Here is a 24,912-nt window from a genome sequence, read left to right on the forward strand (position 1 = left end):
CAGGGGGTCAGTGTGCCCTGCGCCAAATGAATCGGAGTGCTCCTTAGTGTCGCACGTTGCGGCGTGATCAGGCGTGGAGCGCATCGTAGATGCGCTCGGCGAGGCTGCGGTCAATGCCTTTCACCTGCATCAACTCCTCGACCCCGGCGGCTTCCACGCCAGCGAGGCCACCGAATGCCTTGAGCAGTGCCGCGCGACGGCGAGCACCCACGCCCTGGACATCCTCCAGCACGCTGCGCTCGCGTGCCTTTTCGCGACGCTTGCGGTGCCCGCTGATGGCAAAGCGATGCGCCTCGTCACGCACAGCCGCCACCAGATGAAGCGCGGGCGACGTGGGACCTGGGTGAATTTCCCGGTTCGAACCGGCCAGCACCAGTGTTTCTTCACCGGCCCGGCGGCCCGGCCCTTTGGCGACACCGACGACCTCGATGCCGGTGATACCCAACTCGCGCAACACATCCAGCGCCTGCGCCACTTGGCCGGTGCCGCCGTCGATCAAGAGGATATCCGGCCGCACGCCTTCACCTTCGGCCACCTTGCGAAAGCGGCGCGTGAGTGCCTGATGCATGGCAGCATAATCGTCGCCCGGCGTGATGCCGGCGATGTTGAAACGGCGGTAGTGCGATTTCTCCGCCCCTTCCGGCCCGAACACCACGCAAGAGGCCACCGTGGCTTCGCCGCGCGTGTGGCTGATGTCGAAGCACTCGATGCGCTTGGGCGATTCGTCCAATCCAAGCACGTTTTGCAGATCGTCGAAGCGCGCGCCGAGCGTCTGGCGGCTGGCAATGCGTGAGGTGAGCGAAGCCTGCGCATTACGCTCGGCCATCTGCATGAACTGTGCGCGATCACCGCGCACACGCGTCTTGATCTCCACCACATGACCGCACTGCTGCGTCAGCATGTCGGCAATCAATTGCTCATCCGCAACGGGTTCGCTAAGGATGATCTCGCGCGGCACGGGACGATCGAGGTAATACTGCGCTACGAATTGCGCGAGCACGTCTGCCGGCTCGGCGTCCAGCGGCAAGCGCGGATAAAAATCGCGCGTGCCCAGGCTGATGCCGTTGCGGAAGAACAGCACGCTGACGCAGGCGATACCGGCCTCGATGCGACAGGCAATCACGTCCATATCGGCGGTAGCGCCTTGCACGTGGTTTTGGGCGTGCAGCTTGCGCAGCGTAGCGATCTGATCGCGCAACGCGGCGGCGCGTTCAAAGTTCAAGTGTGCACTGGCCTGCTCCATCGAGGTGGCCAGTTCATCGATCACGGCACTGCCGCGGCCTTCCAGAAACATCTCCACATGGCGCACGTCGCTGCGATAGTCATCGGTGCTGATCAAACCCACGCAAGGACCGGTACAGCGGCCGATCTGATATTGCAGGCATGGCCTGGAGCGATTACGAAAATAACTGTCCTCGCACTGCCGCACCTTGAACAGCTTCTGCATCAGATTGAGGCTTTCGCGCACGGCGAAAGCGCTGGGGAAAGGCCCGAAATAACGACCCGGCTGATTGCGTGCGCCACGATGAAACGCCAGGCGCGGGTAATCCTCGCCGCCTGAGAGGTAGATGTACGGATAACTTTTGTCGTCGCGCAGCAGGATGTTGTAGCGCGGCTTCAAAGCCTTGATGAGCTGCGATTCCAGCAGCAGCGCCTCGGCCTCCGTGCGCGTGACGGTGATTTCGCAGCGCGCGATCTGCGCCACCATCGCCGCGATACGCGGCTCCATCCGCGGCTTGAGAAAATAGCTGCCGACGCGCTTTTTGAGGCTGCTGGCCTTGCCCACATACAGCAATTCGCCATCCTCGTCGAAATAACGATAGACGCCAGGCGAGGTGGTAAGGGTGCTGACAAAGGCCTTGCCATCGAAGGCCTGGGGGAAAGCGGGCTGCATGAGGGCGATTTTAGCCCGTTTGGCGGCTTTCCACTGCCCTACCCACGCAGGAGTGGTCAGCCGGCGCGCAACCGCTTGATCAGGCCTTGGGCGCCACGTTCGGCCAGCATGACCGACTGGGCGAAATCCGTGGGCTCGCCGTAATAGGGATCGGGAAAATCATGCGGCGGCATGGCGCCGCTCCATTCCAGGAACAACGCCTGCCGATCGCGCGCGTGGCCATCGCTCATCCGCTGCATATTGCGCATGTTGGTGCTGTCCATCGCGAGGAGAAGGTCGTACCGCTCAAAATCCGCGATACGCAACTGCCGCGCACGGTGCGCTTCCAGTTCGTAGCCTGCCTTGGCAGCCGCCGCACGCATGCGTGGATCGGCCTGTTCCCCGGCATGCCAGCCGCCGGTACCGCAGGATGCAACCTCGATGGCCAACCCCGCTTCGGAAAAATGCTTGCGCGCCACGGCCTCGACCAACGGCGAACGGCAGATATTGCCCAGGCACACGAACAAGATGCTGTTCACAGATTGCGCATCCATGTTTCAGCGCGCTGCAAATCCGCTTCCGTATCGATACCCGGTGGAAACGGTTCAGGTGTGAGGCGAACCGCAATCGCATAGCCGTGCTCGAGTACGCGCAGTTGCTCCAACGATTCGGCCTGCTCCAGCAGCGTGCGCGGCAATTGAGTGTATTGCTGCAGAAAGCCTGCGCGATACGCATAAATACCGATATGGCGGAGAAACGGAAGGTCTGCAGGCAGTGCATCGCGATGGGTGGCAAACGCATCGCGCGCCCACGGTAATGGCGCGCGGCTGAAATACAACGCACGGCCCTGCGCGGTACGAACCAGCTTCACCACGTTTGGATCAAACAGCTCGTGCGCATCCGTAATAGGTGTAGCCAATGTCGCTACGGGCGCGTTGTCCCGCGCAAGCGCATAGGCCACCTCCTGGATGCCGGCAGCAGGCGCGAACGGTTCATCGCCCTGCAAGTTCACCACGATGCTGTCATCACCCCAGCCGTAGTAAGCCGCGCATTCGGCCAGGCGGTCGCTGCCCGAGGCGTGATCGCCGCGGGTCATGCACACGTCCACATCCTGCCCGGCCAGCGCGTCCGCAATGCGCTCGTCATCCGTTGCGACGACCACCTGCGACGCGCCCGCTTGCCGCGCCCGCTGTGCTACGCGCACCACCATCGGTACGCCTGCAATCGTGCGCAACGGTTTGCCAGGTAGCCGGGTGGACCCGTACCGGGCGGGGATGGCGACGATGAACTGGGGAGTCGATGACATGAGGCTGACAACTCGCTTTGAAACAGTGGCCTAATTCAGCACAAATCCACAGCCGTTCGCCAGTTCCACGAATCCGGGGAATGATGTCGCTACATTGGCACAATCGCGAATCGTCACCGCACCACGTGCCACCAGCCCCGCTACTGCAAAGCTCATGGCAATGCGGTGATCACCATGGCTGTCGACGGTTCCGCCTTGGATGGCGCCGCCATCGATGATGGCGCCGTCCGGCGTCTCCTCGATACGCACGCCAAGCGCGCGCAAGCCTGCCGCCATGGTGGCGAGGCGATCCGATTCCTTGACCCGCAATTCCGCCGCTCCGCGCACCACGGTGCGCCCGTTCGCCAGCGCAGCCGCCACGAACAAGGCCGGAAATTCGTCGATCATGTCCGGCACCAGCGCTTCGGGGAGCTCAATGCCATGCAGTGGCGCGTGCTGCACCACAAGATCGCCGACCGCCTCCCCGCCGCTTTCGCCCTGGTTTTCGATCCGGATGTCAGCACCCATCAGGCGTAAGGCTTCCAGCAAACCGGTGCGGCGGGGATTCAACCCGACCGAAGGCAGACGCAAGCACGATCCCGGCACGATGCTGGCAGCCACCAGGAAGAACGCTGCCGAAGAAAAATCGGCAGGCACCACGACGTCGGTCGCACGCAAACGATGGCCGCCTTCAAGTTTGGCGTGGCCGGGCGAAAACTCGACCGGCCAGCCGAATGCAGCGAGCATGCGCTCGGTGTAGTCGCGCGTGGGGTGTGGCTCGATCACTTCCGTAATGCCCTTGGCGTACAAGCCTGCCAGCAACAAAGCCGATTTCACTTGTGCGCTGGCCACCGGCAATTCGTAGCCGATACCGTGCAGCGATCGTCCGCCACGCACATGCAGCGGTGGCAAACCATCCTGGCTGTCGATCTGCGCGCCCATTTTCGCGAGGGGATCGGTGACGCGTCGCATGGGACGCTTGGAAAGCGATTCATCGCCAGTCAACGTACTGTCGAAAGATTGACCTGCCAGCAAACCAGCCAAAAGGCGCATGCCGGTGCCGGCGTTGCCGCAATCGAGCGGTTTACTGGACGCGCGTAAGCCGTGCAAGCCAACGCCGTGCACGATGCGCTCACCCGCTGACGGCGCTTCAATCGACACGCCCAATTGCGCGAGCACGGCTGCCGTGGCGCGCGTGTCTTCGCCTTCGAGAAAGCCCTGGATATGCGATGTGCCCTCGGCAATCGCCGAAAGCATCATCGAACGATGCGAGACCGATTTGTCGCCGGGCACCACCACATCGCCATGCAAGTTGACGGCGGGTCGGCTGACCCAATCCAAACGCTGCGTACCGCTCATGGCAAGGCCACCGGATAGGCACCGAGCACGCGCACCTGGGCGGCGACCGGGCCCATGTCCTTAAGGGCTGTTTGCAATGCGACGTCGTCGATATGTCCGGAAACGTCGATGAAGAAGGCGTATTGCCATTTGCCTGTGTGTGCCGGGCGCGATTCGATACGATTCAAACTGATTCCATGCTTGGCGAACGGACTGAGAATTTCATAGAGAGCGCCCGGCTTGTCGTTGACGGTAATCAAGAGCGAAGTGCGGTCGTTGCCCGATGCGGGGAAAAGCGAGCGCCCGATCACCAGAAAACGCGTGGTGTTGTCTGCGCGATCCTCAATGGCCTGAGCAACGATATGCAAACCGTACACCTTTGCTGCGGTGGCGCCGGCAATGGCTGCCGCGTCCTGCACATCGCGCGCCAGGCGCGCACCTTCCGCGTTGCTTTGCACAGGGATGCACTCGGCATCCGGCAGGTTTACCCGCAGCCACGTCTTGCATTGCTGCAATGATTGAGCATGGCCGTAGACACGCTTGATGCCTTCCACTGCATTGTGCTGCGAGAGCAGACATTGATGCACGCGCAGCTCCACTTCGCCACAAATGCGCGCTTCGGAAGTAAGGAACATGTCCAGCGTCACCTGGATCATGCCCTGCCCGGAATTCTCCACCGGCACCACGCCAAAATCCGCATGACCGGCAGCCACCTCCTGAAACACTTCCTCGATGCTGCCCAGTGGAAGCCCGTAGGCGGCGTGACCGAAATGCTTGCGCACAGCCTGTTCGCTGAACGTGCCTTCCGGACCGAGGTATCCCACTTTCAGCGGATCTTCCTGCGCCAGGCAGGACGACATAATTTCACGGAACAGGCGCACCATTTCGCCATCGGAAAGCGGCCCGTGGTTGCGGTCCACCACCATGCGCAGCACGTGTGCCTCGCGCTCGGGGCGGTAATAGTCGATCGCTGAAAGCCCCTCGCCCTTCACTTTGGCCACTTCGCGGGCCCAGTTGGCGCGCTCGGAGATCAGCTCCTGGATCTGCCGGTCGATGCTGTCGATGCGCTCGCGCGCCTGCGTCAGCGATAGCTTGGGTTCATTCATGCGATGGGTGTCCAACCGTAAAGAAGTCTATTTAGTGACCGGAAGCTCCGTTCCGGCGCACCAGTGTATCAGCCATGCCGGCGGGTGAAATCGTGCATAAAGTCGACCAGTACCTGCACCGCCTTGAGCGGCACCGCGTTATACAGCGAAGCGCGCATGCCGCCCAACGCCTTGTGGCCCTTCAGCGCCATCAAGCCTGCCGCTTCCGATTCCTGCAGAAAAACAGCGTCGAGTGCGCTGTCGTGTAGCGTGAACGGTACATTCATGCGCGAGCGAACGGTCGGATCGATCGGGTTACGGTAGAAGCCGCCGGAACCATCAATCGTCGCGTAAAGCAATTGCGCCTTTTGACGATTGCGCTCGGCCATCGCCGAAAGGCCTCCGTGCTCCTTCAGCCATTGAAAGGTCAGCCCGGCCAGATACCAGCCCCAGGTGTTGGGTGTATTGAGCATGGAATCGTTGGCTGCGTGCTCGGCGTAGCGGAAAATCTTTGCCATCGGGCGCGTCGGCCGCTCGAGTAAATCGCGGCGGATGATCATGAGCACCAAGCCGGATGGGCCGATGTTTTTCTGCGCACCGGCATAGATCAACCCGAAGCGGCTGACATCCACCGGAGCGGAAAGAATGTCCGACGACATGTCTGCAACCAGCGGCACGTTGCCCACATCAGGAGCTTCCTGAAATTGCACGCCATGAATGGTTTCATTTGTAGCGATATGCACGTATGACGCAGCAGGATCGAGCTTCCAGCTCGCGCGCCCGGGCATATGCAGATAGCTGTCGCCCTTGCTGGTGGCGGCCACATTGACGCGAACGTATGGCGCTGCCTCGCTGGAGGCTTTCTCGCTCCAATGGCCGGTAAGGATGTAGTCGGCGCTGTCACCTTCGCGCGCGATGTTCATGGGAATCTGCGCGAAATGCTGGGTTGCGCCACCCTGTTCGAACAACACGGCGTATTCGGCAGGAATCCCCATCAGCTCGCGCAGGTCCGCTTCCACCTGCTGCGCCATGGCAATAAAGCGCTTACCGCGGTGGGACTGCTCCATCACCGAGACGCCGCTACCATTCCAATCCAGCAGCTCGCGCTGCGCGCGTTCAAGCACCGGCGAGGGCAATGCTGCCGGCCCCGCGCTGAAATTCCAGACCCTGCTCACGCGCCGATTCCTGTCTTGAAATGATCGCTGCATTATGCCGCGACGCAGCAACACGGCGTCAATGCCGGAATCGAGGGTTGGATAGTCCCCCTGGCCATATTGCCCTTAGCTCTCCAGGGCAAGAGGGGAACGGGCGAGCGTGTGCCTCAGGAATGAAGCAGCAGGAGCAAGGCAATGCCGAGTGCGAGTACGGCCGCAGTGGCGATCAGCCACCAGACTTCGCCGCGTGGCCCGGCGGAGTCCTCTGGCAACGCATCAGCCGGCTCCGGCGGGAGGACAATTTCCGGTTCCGGTTCCAAACCCGGCGCATCGATCAGGAAGCGATGCATGCCAATGCCGAGCTGATCGCCAGGCAAGAGCAGAGTTTGCTCTAAGGCAATGCCGTTCACCCGCACCGGATAGCGCGCGTCGGCCGCCTGGGTGGTCTCCATCCATAGACGATCGTTACGCCAGAAAGTGGCCAATGTGGCCGTTTCGCCTTGCGGCAGGTCGAGGGTGACGCGCTCCATGCGATCAGCCAACGGCAACACCTGTCCTGAAAGCGGGCCGGCCACCGCGCGTAGCGCTACCGTACAGCGCTCCCGCTCTGGCATTGCGGGTGAAGACCGTTCAGCGGGCGCATCGTCCGCGCACAACAGCATGCGGCAATCACCGACACTCAGTGTATCGCCCGCACGCACGATGGCGCGCTCCCGCACCGGACGCGCGTTGACGTAGATGCGCGTGGCATCCGACAGCACCTCGAGCACCCAACCGCGCCGATCCAGGCTGATCCGCAGGTGATGGGGGGCCGCCTGACTAGCGGCGAGGATGAGGTCATTGTCAGGATCGCTGCCGATGCGCAACGGCGTCTGGGCCCAATGAAAATCCGCCCGGTTGGCGTGGGGAAATTCGATGCGCATGAAATGACCGACGACGTGACGGCGCGACTTTATCAGAAGCGCACGAACTATCGACAGAAATTACCCCTTATGATGGGCGGCCGTACGTTGTCCCCTGCTCTATCGACCATGCCAAGCATTGATATCCGCCGCCCGCACCAGCTTTCTTCGGCCGAAGCTCACGCCGTGATCGACAAGGTTGCGGCGCGCATGCGTGAAAAGTTCGACGTCCAGACCCAGTGGCAGAATGAGGCACTGACATTCCAGCGTCCTGGTATCAACGGCAAGATCGCCATTAATAGCGATGAAATCCACGTGAGCGCCCAGCTGGGCATGCTGCTGTCCCCGCTCAAGAGCATGATCGAGCAGGAAATCCGGCGCAAATTGGACGAGCATTTCGGCTGACGGCCAGCTTATTTGCGCTCGAAGGCCTGCGCTCCTTGGACCAGCGCGCGATCCGTGGCATAATTGAAGGCTTACGCGGCCATGGTGGCCTGCGCGAATTCCTGGAACGCATGGCCAAAGACGACGTCATTGAAATGGATGGTACGGTCGTAGAGACCCTACCCAACACCATGTTTCGAGTAAAGCTGGAAAACGGCCACGTCGTGATTGCCCATATTTCCGGCCGCATGCGCAAGCATTACATCCGCATTCTCACGGGTGACAAGGTCAAGGTGGAAATGACACCGTATGACCTCACCAAGGGGCGCATCACCTACCGCATGAAGTAAGCGCGGCCTTCCCTGCACTTACCGCTTCACAAAAAAGCCGCGCATAGACGCGGCTTTTTTGTTGCTGCAGGCCGCTGCCATCAGGAAATGGTCGCAGGCACCGGTTCGGCTGCTTCGGTCTGCACGGATAGTTCGCCGTCGCGCACGCCGAGTATCACCTTGCCACCCTCCGCCAGTTTGCCGAACAGCAGCTCGTCGGCCAGCATGCGCTTGATCTTCTCCTGGATGACGCGCGCCATCGGGCGGGCACCCATCTGGGGGTCGAAGCCGTGCTCAGCCAGCCAACGGCGGGCGTCCGCATCAACGTCCAGAGCGACATGCTTCTCGCTGAGCTGCGATTCCAGCTCGATCAGGAACTTGTCGACCACACGCAGGATGTGCTCGAAGTCCAGCGGGTTGAACTGAATGATCGCATCCAGGCGATTGCGAAATTCCGGCGTAAAGGTGCGACGGATCACTTCCATGGCGTCGGTTGAATGATTCTGCTTTACGAAGCCAATACTGCGACGAGACGCTTGCTGCGCGCCTGCATTGGTCGTCATCACCACGATCACATTCTTGAAGTTCGCCTCACGTCCGTTGGTGTCGGTGAGCACGCCGCGATCCATCACCTGCAGCAGGATGTTAAAGACATCCGGATGCGCCTTCTCCATCTCATCCAGCAACAGCACCGCATGCGGATGTTTGGTGACCGCTTCGGTGAGCAGACCGCCCTGGTCGAAACCGACGTAGCCCGGAGGCGCGCCAACCAGGCGCGAAACCGAATGCGCTTCCATGTACTCGGACATATCGAAGCGGATCATCTCGATACCAAGCTGCATGGCCAACTGCTTGGTGACTTCCGTCTTGCCCACGCCGGTGGGGCCGGCCAGCAGAAAGCAGCCGATCGGTTTGGAAGGGTCGGCCAGCCCTGAACGCGCCATCTTGATCGAAGCGGCCAGCGCTTCGATGGCCGGATCCTGGCCGAACACCACCATCTTGAGGTTGCGTTCCAGATTCCGCAGTACGTCGCGATCAGAAGCCGACACCTGCTTGGCCGGAATGCGCGCCATCTTGGCGACGATGTACTCCACTTCGGGCACATCCACCTTGCCGCTACGCTGCTCGATCGGCAACAGGCGCTGGCGCGCGCCGGCCTCGTCGATCACGTCGATGGCCTTGTCGGGCAGCAGGCGATCGGGGATGTGCTTGACCGAGAGATCCACCGCGGCTTTCAGCGCCTCCAGCGTGTAGGACACGTTGTGGTGCTCTTCGAAGCGCGATTTGAGGCCTTTGAGAATTTCCAGACTCTCGGCCACGCTCGGCTCGACCACATCGATCTTCTGGAAGCGACGGGCCAGCGCGCGGTCTTTCTCGAAGATGCCGCGGAACTCTTGGAATGTGGTGGAACCGATGCAGCGCAGCTCGCCCGAGGCAAGCATGGGCTTGATCAGGTTGCTGGCATCCATCGTGCCGCCCGATGCGGAGCCGGCGCCGATGATGGTGTGAATTTCATCGATGAACAGAATGGCGCCCGTCTGCTTCTTGAGCTGGCCGATAACGGCTTTCAGGCGCTTCTCAAAGTCACCGCGGTACTTGGTGCCGGCCACCAGCGCGCCAAGATCCAGCGCCCAGATAGTGGCGTTTTCCAGCACCTCCGGCACTTCGCCGTCGACGATGCGCTTGGCCAGACCCTCGGCCAGCGCGGTCTTGCCCACACCTGCCTCGCCGACGTAGAGGGGGTTGTTCTTGCGGCGGCGGCACAGCACCTGAATGGTGCGCTCGATTTCGTCCTGGCGGCCGATCAGCGGATCGATCTTGCCTTCCAGCGCGAGCTCATTGAGGTTGGTGGCGTATTCGCTGAGCGGATTACCCTTGCCCTCGCCGCCTTCCTCGGCATCGCGCTCGCTGCCGGAAATGCCGCTGGAGGGCTCGTCGCCGATTTTCGCGATGCCGTGGGAGATGTAATTGACCACGTCCAGCCGCGTGATCTCCTGCTGGTGCAGGAAATACACGGCGTGGGAATCCTTTTCCCCGAAGATGGCGACCAGCACGTTGGCGCCGGTGACCTCTTTGCGACCCGAGGATTGCACGTGATACACCGCCCGCTGCAGCACGCGCTGGAAACCCAACGTGGGCTGGGTGTCGCGCTCGTCGCCGTGCGGCAGTACCGGCACGGTCTCGGCGATGATCTTTTCCAGTTCATGGGTCAGCCGCGGCAGATCCGCGCCGCAGGCGCGCAGAGCCCCGAGGGCCGACTGGTTCTCGGTGAGGGCGAGCAGCAGATGCTCCACGGTCATGAACTCGTGGCGCTGCTCGCGGGCCTGCTTGTAGCACTGGCCAATGGTGACTTCGAGATCCTTGCTGAACATCCGGACCTACTCCACTGCAATGATGGGCGGCTTTACCGCGATGAATGCAAAATGGGGGCCAAAAACGGCGGGATCAACACCCATGCCGCCAAGGCGACGTCGAAGCGTCGAAACCCGCTTCAAACCTTCTCCATCGTGCATAACAAAGGGTGCTGGTTGGCACGTGAATATTCATTCACCTGCGTGACCTTGGTTTCGGCCACCTCACGGGTGAACACCCCGCACACGCCCTTACCGCGAGTGTGTACGTGCAACATGATCTGTACGGCCTTCTCCTGATCCATGCCGAAGAATATTCGTAGCACCTCGACCACGAAGTCCATCGGCGTGAAATCGTCGTTCAGCAGCAGCACCTGAAACAGGGGCGGCCGCGCCACCTCCGGTTTCGATACTTCGACAGCAAGCCCATGTCCGCTGCCGTGTTCTTGTTCGGATTCGTTCGCCATGCTTTACCGGTTATTCCTTGTTGGCTCCAGTATACGCCTGGGTAGATTGTGCTACCCGGCGGCCGCACTTGAGGTAATGGCACAATAACGGCATTTCCAGTGCCCTTACCCTATGAGCCTGTTCAATGCCTCAACGTAGTTCGCATAGCCCCTGTGTGGTCGACGTGCGGCCGCACGTCGTGCCGCGCCAGACTGGCCACCTCGCCAAGTTGGGGGCGCCGCAAGGGGCTATGCAAGCTGTGGGGAGATATTGAACAGGAGGCTCTTAAAGCTTGAGTTCGCATGACAGCACCTGAAAGTTCCATTAGTGACATATGGCGCCCTCACGTTACCGTCGCATGTGTCGTGGCGGATCGTGACCGTTTCCTCATGGTTGAAGAGGAGGTCAACGGCTGCGTGGCATATAACCAGCCTGCAGGTCATTTGGATGACAAGGAAACCCTGCAACAGGCTGCAGTGCGTGAAACGCGTGAAGAAACCGGGTGGGCGGTAGAGCTCACACACCTTATTGGCGTGCACCAGTGGCGAAGCAAAGAGCACGGCGACGTGATCGTGCGTTTCAGCTTTGCGGCCAAACCTTTAAGCCACGATCCGCAGCAACCACTGGATGTAGGCATTCGCAAGGCACTCTGGCTGACTCGCCGCGAAATCGCCGACCTAGGCGAACGTTTGCGCAGCCCAATGGTATTGATGAGCATCGACGACTGGCTGGCAGGTCAACGGTTGCCGCTGTCCATTGTGTCCAGCCTGATGCCGGGCAGCGTGTCATGAAGGTGATGCTGGGCATTTCCGGCGGTGTCGATTCGTCGGTGGCCGCGCTACTGCTGCAGCAGTCCGGATACGAGGTGGAAGGCCTGTTCATGCAGAACTGGGAGGAAGATGATCGCAACGGTCCTTGCACTGCCGATGTGGACCGCAAGGATGCCGTAGCAGTTTGCGGCCGGCTGGGCTTGCCCTTCCATGCCCGCAATTTCGCAGCCGAATACTGGGATGGCGTGTTCGAGCATTTCCTCACCGAATACCGCGCCGGACGCACGCCGAACCCGGACGTGCTCTGCAATCGCGAAATCAAGTTCAAGACGTTTCTGGAGGAAGCCCGCGCGCTGGGTGCGGAAAAAATTGCGACAGGCCATTACGCGCGCGTGGATTTCCAGAATGGTCACTATCGCCTGCTGCGGGCCCTGGATGCCGGCAAGGACCAGACCTACTTTCTGCATGCACTAGGGCAGCAACAACTGGCCGTGACGCTGTTTCCTGTGGGTGAGATCGAAAAATCGCGGGTGCGTGAGATGGCGCGGGAAGCCGGCTTGCCCACGCACGCCAAGAAGGACTCCACTGGCATCTGCTTTATCGGAGAGCGCGATTTCCGTCAGTTTCTGACCCAATACATCCCTGCCCGGCCCGGCGAGATGCGTAGCCCGGACGGTCGCCTCATTGGCGAACACCAGGGCGTGATGTACTACACCCTGGGCCAGCGCAACGGCTTGGGCATTGGAGGGCGTCAAAATGCTGGCGGCGAGCCGTGGTATGTCGTAGGTAAAGACGTCCCCCGGAATATCTTGTACGTCGCGCAGGGTGGCGAAAACCAATGGCTGCTTTCCCAGCGGCTGGTTGCCGAGGCGCCCACCTGGGTCGCCGGCGCGGCGCCCGATCAGGAATTTCGCTGTACCGCCAAGACCCGGTACCGGCAGCATGACCAAGCCTGCGTGGTATCCATAAAGGACGCTCAGGTGCACGTACACTTTGACGATCCCCAGCGCGCCGTCACTCCCGGGCAGTCGGTGGTGTTCTATGCCGGCGACGAATGCCTGGGCGGTGCCGTGATCGCGGCCACCGATGCAGCCTACGGCGGCCTCTCCCATTCATTTGCAGAAAGCAGGATGCAACGTGTTTGAAGCTTTCGCCATCAACGAAGAACGCGTGCTGGCGTTGGCCGGTTTGTTCCAGGCCTCGGCCTTGGCCCATCAACTGGCCAATGAAGGCCGCTGCGATGACCTCGCGCTGGATGCAAGCCTGGCGAGCGTGTTTCGCATCGATGCACCTTCAGTCGTGGGCGTATACGGCAGCGTGTCAGGCATCCGCGTGGGCTTGCGTACGCTGATCGGGCAGCTCGACGAAAACGGACGGGATATGGCCATCACGCGCATGGTGGTTACGGTGATGCGGTTGGAGCGGGCGCTGTCGCATCGCAAGGATCTGCTCGATCAGTTGCAACAGGGGATCGTCTCCACAAAGCGTCAAGTGGATCATTTCGGGTTGAACTCGCCGCAGGTTTTCAGCCGCCTCGCCGAGGTCTATGCAGGGACGTTGTCGACATTGCGGCCGCGCGTGATGGTGACAGGCAATCCGCAGTGGCTGCAGCAGCCGGCGCTGGTGGAACGCGTGCGTGCCAGCTTGCTGGCTGCTGTGCGTTCGGCCGTGTTGTGGCGGCAGATCGGTGGTCGTCAGTGGCAACTGCTGCTGCATCGCCGTCAATGCACCATGCTGGCGCGTGGTCTGCTGACAGGAACAACCTTGGACAATCGCTGATGGCGCGCTGATCGCAACGACCAGCGCATTTCAGATCGCACCACTGCCGCACGTTTGTCACGCGTCGATGAGATGCAACCCGGGCCGCTGTCTGGCGAGCTTGCGGAGCAGATCGGCGAAAGATGTTAGATCGCCATGCCAAGGCGAAGCCTCGCGCCAGTACAGTGCAATCTCGCGTCCCGGCGCTACGCCCCTGATTTTCGCCAGCACGATATCCGGCATCGATGCCAGCCGGTCATGCGCGAGTGCGGGCACCAAGGCATGTCCGCCGCGCAGCGTCACGAGCGCAGCGAGGCTCTCAAGGCTCACATCCTGTACGTAACCCTCACCATCGGCATGGCTTTCGGCCATCAGGATGGCTTCGCTGGTATTGAGCTGATCCAATGCGATGACGCGTTTACCGGCCAGCGGATGATCGGCACGCAGCAGCACTTCCCACGGCTCGAAAAACAACGGGCACATGGCAATACCACTGAGTGCTGCTGCCGGCGGCGCCAGCACTGCGTCAAGTTCGCCTTCATGCAAGCGGCGCAATAGCCCGCGCGGCTTGCCTTCGGACAGGCTAAGGCGCGCACCGGGGAAATGCTGCGGAAACGGCTCGATCAAATGCGGTAGCAGGTATGGCCCCAACGTGGCCAATACACCCAGTCGCAGCTCACCGCCAAATGCGGTCTCGCCGGCACGCGCCGCTTGCTGGAGGTGCTCGGCAGCAAGCAGCACTGCGTCGATCTGTTCCAGCAAACGCTGGCCGCCCGCCGTAGGCACCACGCGTCGACCACCGCGCTCGAACAATGGCGTGCCCAACGCCTGCTCCACTTTCTGTACCTGATGCGACAGCCCGGACGGGCTGATGTGCATGGCCCGGGCAGCGCTGTTGAAGCTGCCATGGCGGTGCACGGCCTGCACCAGGATCAGGTCGCGCAATGAAACGGCCGAGATGTGGGAAGAGATCATCACGCAAGCATAAACGACGGCGCGACGAACCAACGCCCTCTCCTTCTGGGGAGGGCTGGGGTGAGGGCCATCGTGTGCGACAGGAAGGAAGCGCCGAGGTGTCGCTTTTATGAGGATTGAGGCCAGCCTTGGCCCCTCACCCTAACCCTCTCCCCGACAGGGAGAGGGAATGGATGGCGCACGTTTATGCGTCGACCGTATCGGCCACTTCCTTGAAATCGGCGATCTGATCGAAATTCATGTAGCGATAGATCTTGTCGCCATTCGCGTTGATCACACCGATGTCGGTCAGGTATTCCTCACGGCTCGGAATGCGGCCGAGACGTGAGCAGATGGCGGCGAGTTCGGCCGAGCCCAGGTACACGTTGGTGTTCTTGCCCAGGCGATTGGGGAAGTTACGCGTGGAGGTGGAGAACACGGTGGCGCCTTCGCGCGCCTGTGCCTGATTACCCATACACAGCGAGCAGCCCGGCATTTCCATGCGCGCGCCGGCAGTACCAAGCACACCGTAATGACCTTCCTCGGTAAGCTGCTTTTGATCCATCTTGGTCGGCGGCGCTACCCACAAGCGCGTGGGAATGTCGCGCTTGCCTTCCAGCAACTTGGACGCTGCCCGGAAGTGACCAATGTTGGTCATGCACGAACCGATGAACACCTCATCGATCTTCGCACCGGCGACGTCGGACAGCGTCTTGACGTCATCCGGATCGTTCGGGCACGCCACGATCGGCTCGTGGATCTGGTTGAGGTCGATGTCGATAACTGCGACGTACTCGGCATCCTTGTCGCCATCGAGCAACTGCGGATTGGCCAGCCATGCTTCCATCGCCTTGATCCGGCGCTGCAAGCTGCGCGCGTCCTGATAGCCCTGCGCGATCATGTACTTCAGCAGCGTGATGTTGCTGTTCAAGTATTCGATGATCGGTTCTTTATTGAGCTTCACCGTGCAACCGGCAGCGGAACGCTCGGCGGAAGCATCGGACAGTTCGAACGCCTGCTCCACTTTCAGATTCGGCAGACCTTCGATTTCCAGAATGCGGCCGGAGAAGATGTTCTTCTTGCCCTGCTTGGTGACGGTGAGCAGATCCTGCTTGATGGCGTACAGCGGAATCGCATTCACCAGATCGCGCAGCGTCACGCCCGGCTGCAGCTCGCCTTTGAAGCGCACCAGCACCGATTCGGGCATATCCAGCGGCATCACGCCGGTAGCGGCGGCGAAGGCCACCAGGCCAGAACCTGCCGGGAAGGAAATGCCGATCGGGAAACGTGTATGGCTGTCGCCGCCGGTGCCGACCGTATCGGGCAGCAGCATGCGGTTGAGCCAGGAGTGGATCACGCCGTCGCCCGGACGCAGGCTGATGCCACCACGGGTAGAAATAAAGGCGGGCAGCTCGTGGTGCGTCTTGACGTCCACTGGCTTGGGATAAGCGGCCGTATGGCAGAAGGACTGCATCACCAGGTCGGCGGAGAAGCCCAGGCAAGCCAGGTCCTTCAGCTCGTCGCGCGTCATCGGGCCGGTGGTGTCCTGTGAGCCCACCGACGTCATCTTCGGTTCGCAATAGGTGCCCGGGCGCACGCCCTTGCCTTCCGGCAAGCCGCAGGCGCGGCCAACCATCTTCTGCGCCAGCGTGTAACCCTTGCCGGTGTCAGCCGGGCTCTGCGGAAGACGGAACAACGTAGACGGTGCCAGCCCCAGCGCCTCGCGCGCCTTGGTGGTAAGGCCACGGCCGATGATCAATGGAATGCGGCCACCGGCGCGCACTTCATCGAACAACACATCGGACTTCACCTTGAATTCGGCGATCACCTGGCCGTTCTTCAGCGCCTTGCCTTCGTAGGGACGCAGTTCGATCACGTCACCCATGTCCATGCCGGAGACGTCCAGCTCGATCGGCAGCGCGCCGGCATCTTCCATCGTGTTGTAGAAGATCGGGGCGATCTTGCTACCCAGGCACACGCCACCAAAGCGCTTGTTGGGAATGAACGGGATGTCTTCGCCCGTCCACCACAAGACAGAGTTAGTTGCCGATTTGCGGCTGGACCCGGTACCCACCACATCGCCCACGTAAGCGACCAGATGACCCTTTTGCTTCAGATCCTGAATCAGCTTGATCGGGCCGCGCTTGCCATCTTCTTCGGGCTCGAACGGCGCACCGTCACGCTTGTTCTTCAGCATGGCGAGCGCGTGCAACGGGATGTCAGGACGTGTGGTGGCATCGGGCGCGGGCGAAAGGTCGTCGGTGTTGGTTTCGCCCGGCACCTTGAACACGGTGATGGTGAGGCTCTCGGGAACCGCCGGACGGCTGGTGAACCATTCAGCATCGGCCCAGCTTTGCAGCACGGACTTTGCGTTGGCGTTGCCCTTGTCCGCTTTTTCCTTGACGTCGTGGAACGCGTCGAACATCAACAGGGTGTTCTTCAGCGCGCTACCGGCGATACCGCCTACCTGCGCGTCATCCAGCAGCTCGATCAACGGGTGAATGTTGTACCCGCCGAGCATGGTGCCCAGGAGTTCGGTCGCCTTTTCGCGGCTGATCAGTGCGCATTTCTCGGTGCCGAACGACACCGCGGCGAGGTAGGACGCCTTGACCTTCGCCGCATCGTCCACGCCGGCCGGCACGCGGTTGGTGATCAGGTCGACCAGGAACGCTTCTTCGCCCGCGGGCGGGTTCTTCAAGAGTTCGATCAGATCGGCGGTCTGCTGAGCCGACAGCGGCAGCGCGGGGATGCCCAGCGCTGCGCGCTCGGCGACATGTTGACGATAGGCGTTGAGCATGGGGTGTCGTCCTGTGGAAAGTGGTTGCCCTCCCCCTTGGAGGGGAGGCCGAGCGGGAGCGTTTGCAGCAAAGACTGGGGAATGCCTGACCCCGCCCTGCTCCCCCTGCCAGACAGGAGAGGGAGACGCGCTGCGGCCTCAAGTACCGCAACGCGCTTGCGTCAGTCCGCTATTTTGCCAGTCGCCCCCAAACCCCAGCAACGACAACCTGTTTCCGCCAGCGTTCGAAATCTTGCAATAGGGCTGTCGCTTGCACCTCACCGTATTTAGCCCAAACTCCCCGATATCCCGGCCAGAAGCGCGCCCCTCCTTGCAATTCCCCTAACGCACGCTGCTTTAGCATCCTTTCTTACGCCGCGTGCGTCCGCCTTCAAGCAACAGGAGCTATCCCCATGCTGGACTCATTCGCCACCCGCGACACCCTCAAGGTCAACGGCAGCTCGTACCAGATCGCCAGTCTCGCCAAGCTCGGCCAGCGTTTCGATCTGAAGCACCTGCCCTACTCGATGAAGATCCTGCTGGAAAACCTCCTGCGCCACGAGGACGGCGTCAACGTCACCAGGAAGGAGATCGAAGCTGTCGCCACGTGGGATCCGAACGCCGAGCCGGATACCGAAATTTCCTTCATGCCCGCGCGCGTGGTGCTGCAGGATTTCACCGGCGTGCCCTGCGTCGTGGATCTGGCCGCGATGCGCGATGCCGTGGTCAAGCTAGGCGGCGATGCCAACCAGATCAATCCACTCGCTCCTGCAGAACTCGTGATCGATCACTCGGTGCAAGTGGACGTATTCGGTTCACCCTCGTCGCTGGAAAAGAATGTCGAGATCGAATTCGAGCGCAATCACGAGCGCTATTCGTTCTTGCGCTGGGGCCAGAAAGCCTTCAACAACTTCAAGGTCGTGCCGCCGCGCACCGGCATCGTGCATCAGGTAAACCTGGAGCATCTGGCGCGCGTCGTATTCACCGGCAAGAAGGACGGCGCCGATTGGGCGTACCCGGATACCGTGTTCGGTACCGATTCGCACACCACCATGGTCAATGGCCTGGGCGTGCTCGGCTGGGGCGTGGGTGGTATCGAAGCGGAAGCGGCGATGCTAGGGCAGCCTTCCTCGATGCTGATTCCACAAGTGGTGGGCTTCAAGCTCATCGGCAAACTCTCCGAAGGCATTACCGCCACCGATCTCGTGCTTACCGTCACGCAGATGCTGCGCAAGCTCGGCGTGGTGGGTAAGTTTGTGGAATTCTTCGGCGAAGGGTTGAAGCATCTGCCGCTGGCCGATCGCGCCACCATTGGCAACATGGCGCCAGAATATGGCGCGACCTGCGGCATCTTTCCCGTCGATGAGGAAGCGTTGAGCTATCTGCGCCTGTCCGGTCGCAGCGAAGATCATATACAGCTGGTGAAAGCGTACGCGCAAGCACAAGGCTTGTGGCATGACCCGAACACACCGCATCCGCAATTCTCCACCACGCTGGAACTCAACCTCGACGAGGTGAAGCCATCGCTTGCCGGCCCCAAGCGCCCGCAAGATCGGGTTTTGCTGGAAGACGTCAAGAAGAGCTTCCACGACAGCCTTGGTGCACTCACTGCAAACCGCAAGAGCAGCAGCGATCTGCCCGTCGAAGCACGCTTTGCCAGTGAAGGCGGTGGCACCGCGGTGGGGCATGACGCCAGTGCGCTCGCGCAGGGCCCGCACGTATCGATGAATGGCGAGAACTTTCAATTGCAGGATGGTGCGGTGGTGATTGCTGCCATCACCTCGTGCACGAATACGTCCAATCCCGCTGTGATGCTGGGCGCGGGATTGGTTGCCAAGAAGGCGGCAGAAAAGAGCCTGAAGGCCAAGCCATGGGTGAAGACGTCACTTGCACCTGGCTCGTTGGTCGTCACTGATTACCTGGAAAAAACCGGTCTGCTAAAGGAACTGGAAAAAGTCGGCTTCTATCTGGTCGGCTACGGCTGTACGACCTGCATCGGCAACTCCGGCCCCTTGCCGCAGGAAATCAGTAAGGGCATCAACGAAGGCGACCTTGCCGTGGCGTCGGTGCTTTCCGGCAATCGCAACTTTGAAGGCCGCGTGCATCCGGAAGTGAAGATGAATTATCTGGCGTCGCCGCCGCTGGTCGTTGCGTACGCATTGGCCGGCTCGCTGGACGTCAATCTTGCAACGGACGCCCTTGGCACCGGCAGCGACGGCAAGCCGGTGTACTTGAAGGACATCTGGCCCAGCAACAAGGAAATCTCCGATGTGATCGCCGGCGCCATCAGCCCGCAGATGTTTACGAAAAACTATGCCGACGTGTTCAAGGGCGACAGCCGCTGGAACAGCATCGCCTCACCGGAAGGGTCGGTTTATAAGTGGGGGGATTCCACCTACATCAAGAACCCGCCCTATTTCGAAGGTATGACGATGGAGACGGGCAAGATCGAAGACATTCACGATGCGCGCGTGCTGGGTCTGTTCGGCGATTCAATTACCACCGATCACATCTCGCCGGCAGGCTCGATCAAGAAGGACAGCCCGGCGGGCCGTTTCCTGATTTCCAAAGGCGTGGAACCCAAAGACTTCAACTCGTACGGCTCACGCCGCGGCAATGACGATGTGATGGTACGCGGCACGTTTGCCAATATCCGCATCAAGAACCTGATGCTGGATAACGTGGAAGGCGGTTACACGCTCTACGTGCCGAGCAGTGAGCAAATGTCGATCTACGACGCCGCGATGAAATACAAGGCCGACAAGACATCGTTGATCGTGATCGCCGGCAAGGAATACGGCACCGGTTCCTCACGCGACTGGGCCGCCAAAGGCACGTTGCTGCTTGGCGTCAAAGCCGTGATCGCGGAGAGTTTCGAGCGAATCCATCGCTCCAACTTGGTCGGCATGGGCGTGTTGCCGTTGCAGTTCAAAGAGGGCGAAAACGCCAAGTCGCTCGGCCTCACCGGCAAGGAAACCTTCGAGATCACCGGCCTCAAAGACGGTGAAGCGAAGGAAGCCAGGGTCGTGGCGAAGAGTGATAAGGGCGAGAAAACCTTCACCGTACGAGTGCTGCTGCTCACGCCGAAGGAACGCGAGTTCTTCCGCCACGGCGGTATTTTGCAGTACGTATTGCGGCAGCTTGCAGGCAAGAAAGCCGCTTGACCTGTACGGTCACCGACAAGCCGTCATGCTCGCTTTCGCGGGCATGACGGCTAGGTGGAGCAGCCAAACGGTAAGGGTTATAGCTGCTGGGTCCATGTCGCCTCATAACATCGCCAGTCGTGCCCTTCCTTGCGCCATGCCGTGTCTACCTTGTACACACCCAGTTGCGAAGGAAAGACCTTTCCGCCACTGGTCAATGTCACCGTAAAACTCGCCACGTATCGTTCGCCACGCGACTGGACATCGATGGGTCCCGCTACCGCATGCAGCGTTTCACCGCGAAACCTGGCGGCACGTATCAGGTTGCCGATATCCTGGCGACTCATCGTGCCGCTGTTGCCGTCGAAATCATCGGAAAGTGGCGCGATCACACCCGATGCGTCGACCTGTTCGGCGCCCTGAACCACCGAGTCGATGGCGTGTCGGATCACCACTTCATCAGGTGGCCGCCGGCATGCTGCGGCAGCCCCTAACAACAAAGCCAGCAACGACAGTCGGTACAGATATTTCATACGTGATTGTCCGGCCATTTCCCCTGGAAGATCCCGCTGCAACGCCGCTTGCCGCTATACGCCAGCGTATGCTCCAATGCTTCGCCTGCATGATGGAGCTTGGATCGAACATGAGCAATCAGCGTCCGTGGCTGAGTCACTATCCGGATGGTGTTCCCGCACAGATCGACATCAACCAATACGCCTCGATCGTGGCCGTACTGGAAGAAGCGTTTGAACGCTACCGCGGCCGGGATGCTTTCTCCAGCTTCGGCAAACGGCTGACCTACGCGCAGATCGACGCGCTGAGCCGGCAATTCGCCGCTTATCTCACGGGTGAGCTCAAACTTTCCAAGGGCGACCGCGTCGCCATCATGCTGCCGAACATTCTGCAGTACCCGATTGCGCTGTTCGGCGCACTGCGCGCCGGCATGGTGGTGGTCAATACCAACCCCATGTACACCGCGCGCGAACTCAAGCATCAACTGGAAGACTCCGGCGCAGTCGCCATCGTCGTGTTGGATAACTTTGCCGCGACGTTGCAACAGGTCGTGGCCCAAACGCAGGTCAAACATGTCGTGACGACGGGCATCGGTGATCTGCTCGGCGCCAAAGGCGTGCTGGTCAACTTCGTGCTCAAGCATGTAAAGAAGATGGTGCCGCCTTACTCGCTGCCGCACGCGGTGCGTTTTGAGGATGCACTGACTGCCGGAGCGAAACACGAAACGCCAAAGCCTTCGATCACGCACGAAGATATCGCCTTCCTGCAGTACACCGGGGGTACCACGGGTGTCGCCAAAGGCGCGATGCTCACCCACGGCAACATGGTGGCGAACATGATGCAGGCCGGGGCCTGGATCGGCGCAAACCTCAAGGAGGAGCGCGAGATCGTCATTACGGCGCTGCCGCTGTATCACATCTTCTCGCTTACCGCGAACGGCCTTGTGTTCCTGCGCCTGGGCGGGTTGAACATCCTCATCACCAACCCACGAGACATGCCCGCTTTCGTCAAAGAGCTGAAGCATTCGCATTTCTCGGTGATCACAGGCGTCAACACGCTGTTCAATGGATTGCTCAATACACCCGGTTTTGAAAGCGTCGATTTTTCGAATCTGCACTTGAGCCTGGGCGGCGGCATGGCGGTACAGCGCGCGGTGGCCGAGCGCTGGAAGAAAGTCACCGGTTGCACGCTGGCCGAAGCCTATGGCCTTACCGAAACCTCGCCCGCGGCATGCATCAACCCGCTGGATCTGAAGGAATACAACGGCTCGATTGGTTTGCCGATTTCATCTACCGATATCGCGATCTGGTCCGAAGACAACCAGCCGCTGCCGATCGGCGAAGTGGGCGAGTTGATGGTACGCGGCCCGCAGGTGATGAAGGGTTATTGGAAACGCCCCGACGAAACCGCCAACGTGCTCACTTCAGATGGATGGCTGCACACCGGTGACATCGCCAAAATGGATGCGAACGGCTACGTATACATCGTGGACCGCAAGAAAGACATGATCCTGGTGTCGGGCTTCAACGTGTATCCGAACGAAATCGAGGATACGGTAATGAAGCATCCAGGCGTGGCCGAAGTGGCCGCCATCGGTATGCCGGACGAGCATTCGGGTGAAGCGGTGAAGTTGTTCGTCGTGCGCAAGGACCCAAGCCTCACGGTGGAACAGCTCAAGGAGTTCTGCCGTGAAAACTTCACCGGCTACAAGCGTCCGAAGACCATCGAATTTCGCGATGCGCTACCCAAGAGCAACGTTGGCAAGATTCTCAGGCGCGAACTGCGCGACGAAAAAAAACAACCTGTTGCCGCGGGCTGACAACATGGTGTGCGGTTCCCTCATCGTCAACGGAGGGAACCACCGGCGTCACTCGTCGTGCCACATCTCCAGGATGTCGGCATAACCGCCAAGCAGATCCCACAGCGGTACCTGCTTGTCTTCAGGAATGCGTGTATAGGCCAGGCCGACATGCCGCTCCGAAATACGGGCCACCTTCGCTTCAAGGTGGATGTGCAAATCGCTGCCGAAGATCATATCCAGCACCCAGCTCTCTCCCGGCTGGCCGGTCCACTCGCGCGGGCGCCGCACCAAGGCACCCGTGGCCGAGATGTCGATCAAATCGGTCGGATGAGATTCGTTGCCACGACTCATCAACGCCGTGGTTTTGATACGCATGCGCGCCGGGCGCAAATGCTCGTTATCAGAACCTTCCATGGCGTGGTCACCTTTTGTCGTCATGCCTTATCTCCCTACCCACCTGCACCGCGACCGCGGCACCTCGCTCCGACTTGTGGCAGTGAATTGCCAACTGCCAGCGGCAGCCTAATCCTGCCGGCGTCCCCCGGACGTACTTTTAATGATGAAGCAAGGCACATGCCACTGCTACAGGCATGTTTCAATCCATGGGGGTGTCTGTTTCAGGCAGCTTTTGCCGCTTATCGTCGACGTACAGGGGCACTTGCTGCCGCAGCTCGGTTCACGACCCTCTACCGCAGCTGAAGCGCTCGCTGGACATGCCGCGGCACTGCCGCTAATCTGTAATCCGCGCGTGGAGCCATCAGGGATGATCGCCGGGAACCCCGGCGGGAATGGCCTTCACCCGATGTATTCAGCCGACCTTTACGAATCGCGGGCGACGCCAGCGGCGTCAGCCAGGTTCATGCCTGATCGTTCCAGTTACCGACCCGGCACCCGGCGCCGCCAGCCTGACCGAACCACTGCGTGTGAGTTCATCAGGCCAGTCATCGCGGGAAACCGCACGCCCGGCTGGGCACACGCAGATTGGCTTTATCGGAATGGCCCTCAGAATCCAAGGCCTTCCAGGCACGAACCCTCGATTTTCGCTATGGGAAAACAGGGTTTTATCGTCAACAGAACGAACGCTAGCCCATGCGGGCGGCCCAATGACATGCATTGATGAGCACTGAGCCAACCGAGTCTCAGACTGTAGAAGCAACGCAAAACGCGTTCGCAGGGGTGCCCCAGCAGCAGGAAATGCCGCTGGCGGTCGTGCGCGGCGAACCGATCCTGCAGATGCCGCAGGACCTGTACATTCCGCCGGATGCGCTGGAAGTCATCCTGGAAGCATTCGAAGGACCGTTGGATCTTTTGCTGTACCTGATCCGCCGGCAGAACCTGGACATTCTCGATATTCCCATTGCCGAGATCACCCGGCAGTACATGGAATACATCGACATGATGCGCGATGTGATGCGCTTGGAACTGGCCGCTGAATATCTGTTGATGGCGGCGATTCTGGGCGAAATCAAATCGCGGTTGCTGTTGCCGCGCCCCCCCACGGAAGAAGGGTTGGAGGAAGATCCCCGCGCCGAGCTGGTACGTCGCTTGCAGGAGTACGAGCGCTTCAAGCGGGCCGCCGAGGATATCGACACCCTACCCCGGCTGGAGCGCGACACGGTGGTGGTCTTGGCCGACGTCGGCGAGCGCAATGTGGTCAAGCTGCCGCCGCCGCTGGATCTGAAGGAAATGCTGCTGGCCCTCAAGGATGTGATGCACCGGGCCGAATTGTTCGGGCATCACGCCATCAAGCGCGAGGCGCTGAGTGTGCGCCAACGCATGGGTGAGTTGCTGAGCCGCCTGGACGACGATCAGTTTCACCGTTTCGAAACGCTGTTCGACGTAAGCGAAGGTCGATTGGGCGTCGTGGTCACCTTCCTGGCCATGCTGGAACTGGCCAAGGAATTCCTCATCAACATCGTGCAGGAAGAACCGCTGGCTCCGATTTACGTAAAGGCGAATGCCACCTCGTCCGAGGAAGAAGCCGAAGTGGCCGCCGGTGACGATGCTTTCGAAGAACGGAACGCCGCCTCCGGCGGCGAATAACGGGCA

21 protein-coding genes are annotated in these 24,912 nt (G+C 60.7%); 8 read left to right on the forward strand and 13 right to left on the reverse strand.

Features of this window, described 5'->3' with window-relative positions:
- Positions 1 to 67: 67 nt before the first annotated feature.
- The 7 genes from uvrC to DWU98_RS05745 all read right to left on the reverse strand — a co-directional run bounded on the left by uvrC (position 68) and on the right by DWU98_RS05745 (position 7,658).
- A complete protein-coding gene (gene uvrC, locus DWU98_RS05715; RefSeq protein ID WP_115494513.1) occupies positions 68 to 1,894 on the reverse strand; it encodes an excinuclease ABC subunit UvrC in 1,827 nt (608 codons plus the stop codon).
- Between the two features lie 56 nt (positions 1,895 to 1,950).
- Positions 1,951 to 2,412 (reverse strand): low molecular weight protein-tyrosine-phosphatase, encoded by a 462-nt coding sequence (locus DWU98_RS05720; RefSeq protein ID WP_230474709.1) that lies wholly within the window; start codon positions 2,410 to 2,412, stop codon positions 1,951 to 1,953.
- A complete protein-coding gene (gene kdsB / locus DWU98_RS05725; RefSeq protein WP_115494515.1) occupies positions 2,409 to 3,179 on the reverse strand; it encodes a 3-deoxy-manno-octulosonate cytidylyltransferase in 771 nt (256 codons plus the stop codon). Before kdsB ends, DWU98_RS05720 begins: the two co-directional genes overlap by 4 nt.
- A gap of 30 nt (positions 3,180 to 3,209) precedes the next feature.
- Positions 3,210 to 4,517 (reverse strand): 3-phosphoshikimate 1-carboxyvinyltransferase, encoded by a 1,308-nt coding sequence (gene aroA / locus DWU98_RS05730; protein WP_115494516.1) that lies wholly within the window; start codon positions 4,515 to 4,517, stop codon positions 3,210 to 3,212.
- Positions 4,514 to 5,602, reverse strand: coding sequence for a prephenate dehydratase (pheA, locus tag DWU98_RS05735; RefSeq protein WP_115494517.1), 1,089 nt, complete (start codon positions 5,600 to 5,602; stop codon positions 4,514 to 4,516). Before pheA ends, aroA begins: the two co-directional genes overlap by 4 nt.
- Before the next feature lie 68 nt (positions 5,603 to 5,670).
- The gene (gene serC / locus DWU98_RS05740) at positions 5,671 to 6,756 is read right to left on the reverse strand and encodes a 3-phosphoserine/phosphohydroxythreonine transaminase (protein WP_115494634.1); all 1,086 of its coding nucleotides are present in this window, start codon (positions 6,754 to 6,756) and stop codon (positions 5,671 to 5,673) included.
- Positions 6,757 to 6,902: 146 nt separating this feature from the next.
- Positions 6,903 to 7,658, reverse strand: coding sequence for an FHA domain-containing protein (locus tag DWU98_RS05745; protein ID WP_115494518.1), 756 nt, complete (start codon positions 7,656 to 7,658; stop codon positions 6,903 to 6,905).
- A gap of 3 nt (positions 7,659 to 7,661) precedes the next feature.
- On the opposite strand from DWU98_RS05745, the gene DWU98_RS05750 reads away from it, so the two are divergent.
- A complete protein-coding gene (locus DWU98_RS05750) occupies positions 7,662 to 8,042 on the forward strand; it encodes a polyhydroxyalkanoic acid system family protein (protein ID WP_230474710.1) in 381 nt (126 codons plus the stop codon).
- A 110-nt stretch (positions 8,043 to 8,152) separates the two neighbouring features.
- A complete protein-coding gene (gene infA / locus DWU98_RS05755; RefSeq protein WP_115494636.1) occupies positions 8,153 to 8,371 on the forward strand; it encodes a translation initiation factor IF-1 in 219 nt (72 codons plus the stop codon).
- 80 nt (positions 8,372 to 8,451) lie between these two features.
- Here infA and clpA read toward each other — a convergent pair whose 3' ends face one another.
- Both clpA and clpS read right to left on the reverse strand, forming a co-directional pair.
- A complete protein-coding gene (gene clpA / locus DWU98_RS05760; protein ID WP_115494519.1) occupies positions 8,452 to 10,722 on the reverse strand; it encodes an ATP-dependent Clp protease ATP-binding subunit ClpA in 2,271 nt (756 codons plus the stop codon).
- A 119-nt stretch (positions 10,723 to 10,841) separates the two neighbouring features.
- A complete protein-coding gene (clpS, locus tag DWU98_RS05765) occupies positions 10,842 to 11,168 on the reverse strand; it encodes an ATP-dependent Clp protease adapter ClpS (protein ID WP_115494520.1) in 327 nt (108 codons plus the stop codon).
- Between the two features lie 282 nt (positions 11,169 to 11,450).
- On the opposite strand from clpS, the gene DWU98_RS05770 reads away from it, so the two are divergent.
- Genes DWU98_RS05770 through hflD form a run of 3 tightly spaced genes read left to right on the forward strand, consistent with a single transcriptional unit; the run spans position 11,451 to position 13,697 of the window.
- Positions 11,451 to 11,939, forward strand: a complete 489-nt coding sequence (locus DWU98_RS05770; protein ID WP_115494521.1) for an NUDIX hydrolase — start codon at positions 11,451 to 11,453, stop codon at positions 11,937 to 11,939.
- Positions 11,936 to 13,063 (forward strand): tRNA 2-thiouridine(34) synthase MnmA, encoded by a 1,128-nt coding sequence (mnmA, locus tag DWU98_RS05775; protein ID WP_115494522.1) that lies wholly within the window; start codon positions 11,936 to 11,938, stop codon positions 13,061 to 13,063. The genes DWU98_RS05770 and mnmA overlap by 4 nt, the downstream gene beginning before the upstream one ends.
- Before the next feature lie 10 nt (positions 13,064 to 13,073).
- The gene (hflD, locus tag DWU98_RS05780) at positions 13,074 to 13,697 is read left to right on the forward strand and encodes a high frequency lysogenization protein HflD (RefSeq protein ID WP_115494637.1); all 624 of its coding nucleotides are present in this window, start codon (positions 13,074 to 13,076) and stop codon (positions 13,695 to 13,697) included.
- A gap of 57 nt (positions 13,698 to 13,754) precedes the next feature.
- Here hflD and DWU98_RS05785 read toward each other — a convergent pair whose 3' ends face one another.
- Both DWU98_RS05785 and acnB read right to left on the reverse strand, forming a co-directional pair.
- Positions 13,755 to 14,651: a LysR family transcriptional regulator gene (locus tag DWU98_RS05785; RefSeq protein ID WP_115494523.1), complete on the reverse strand. Its 897-nt coding sequence runs from the start codon at positions 14,649 to 14,651 to the stop codon at positions 13,755 to 13,757.
- Between the two features lie 184 nt (positions 14,652 to 14,835).
- Positions 14,836 to 17,427: a bifunctional aconitate hydratase 2/2-methylisocitrate dehydratase gene (acnB, locus tag DWU98_RS05790; RefSeq protein ID WP_115494524.1), complete on the reverse strand. Its 2,592-nt coding sequence runs from the start codon at positions 17,425 to 17,427 to the stop codon at positions 14,836 to 14,838.
- A 392-nt stretch (positions 17,428 to 17,819) separates the two neighbouring features.
- Here acnB and acnA point away from each other — a divergent pair, with 392 nt between their 5' ends.
- Positions 17,820 to 20,570 carry an aconitate hydratase AcnA gene (gene acnA / locus DWU98_RS05795; RefSeq protein WP_115494525.1) on the forward strand — a complete coding sequence of 917 codons (2,751 nt, stop codon included), beginning with the start codon at positions 17,820 to 17,822 and terminating at the stop codon, positions 20,568 to 20,570.
- A gap of 77 nt (positions 20,571 to 20,647) precedes the next feature.
- On the opposite strand, the gene DWU98_RS05800 is transcribed toward acnA, so the two are convergent.
- Complete coding sequence (locus DWU98_RS05800) at positions 20,648 to 21,082, reverse strand: hypothetical protein (RefSeq protein WP_115494526.1); 435 nt, start codon at positions 21,080 to 21,082, stop codon at positions 20,648 to 20,650.
- A gap of 110 nt (positions 21,083 to 21,192) precedes the next feature.
- Between DWU98_RS05800 and DWU98_RS05805 the strand changes: the two genes are divergently transcribed.
- Positions 21,193 to 22,881, forward strand: coding sequence for a long-chain-fatty-acid--CoA ligase (locus DWU98_RS05805; RefSeq protein ID WP_115494638.1), 1,689 nt, complete (start codon positions 21,193 to 21,195; stop codon positions 22,879 to 22,881).
- A gap of 48 nt (positions 22,882 to 22,929) precedes the next feature.
- Here DWU98_RS05805 and DWU98_RS05810 read toward each other — a convergent pair whose 3' ends face one another.
- A complete protein-coding gene (locus DWU98_RS05810; protein WP_115494527.1) occupies positions 22,930 to 23,301 on the reverse strand; it encodes a PilZ domain-containing protein in 372 nt (123 codons plus the stop codon).
- A 678-nt stretch (positions 23,302 to 23,979) separates the two neighbouring features.
- On the opposite strand from DWU98_RS05810, the gene DWU98_RS05815 reads away from it, so the two are divergent.
- Complete coding sequence (locus tag DWU98_RS05815; RefSeq protein WP_115494528.1) at positions 23,980 to 24,906, forward strand: segregation and condensation protein A; 927 nt, start codon at positions 23,980 to 23,982, stop codon at positions 24,904 to 24,906.
- Positions 24,907 to 24,912 lie beyond the last annotated feature (6 nt).

The sequence above is a fragment of the Dyella monticola genome (assembly GCF_003363155.1).
GTDB lineage: Bacteria > Pseudomonadota > Gammaproteobacteria > Xanthomonadales > Rhodanobacteraceae > Dyella_B > Dyella_B monticola.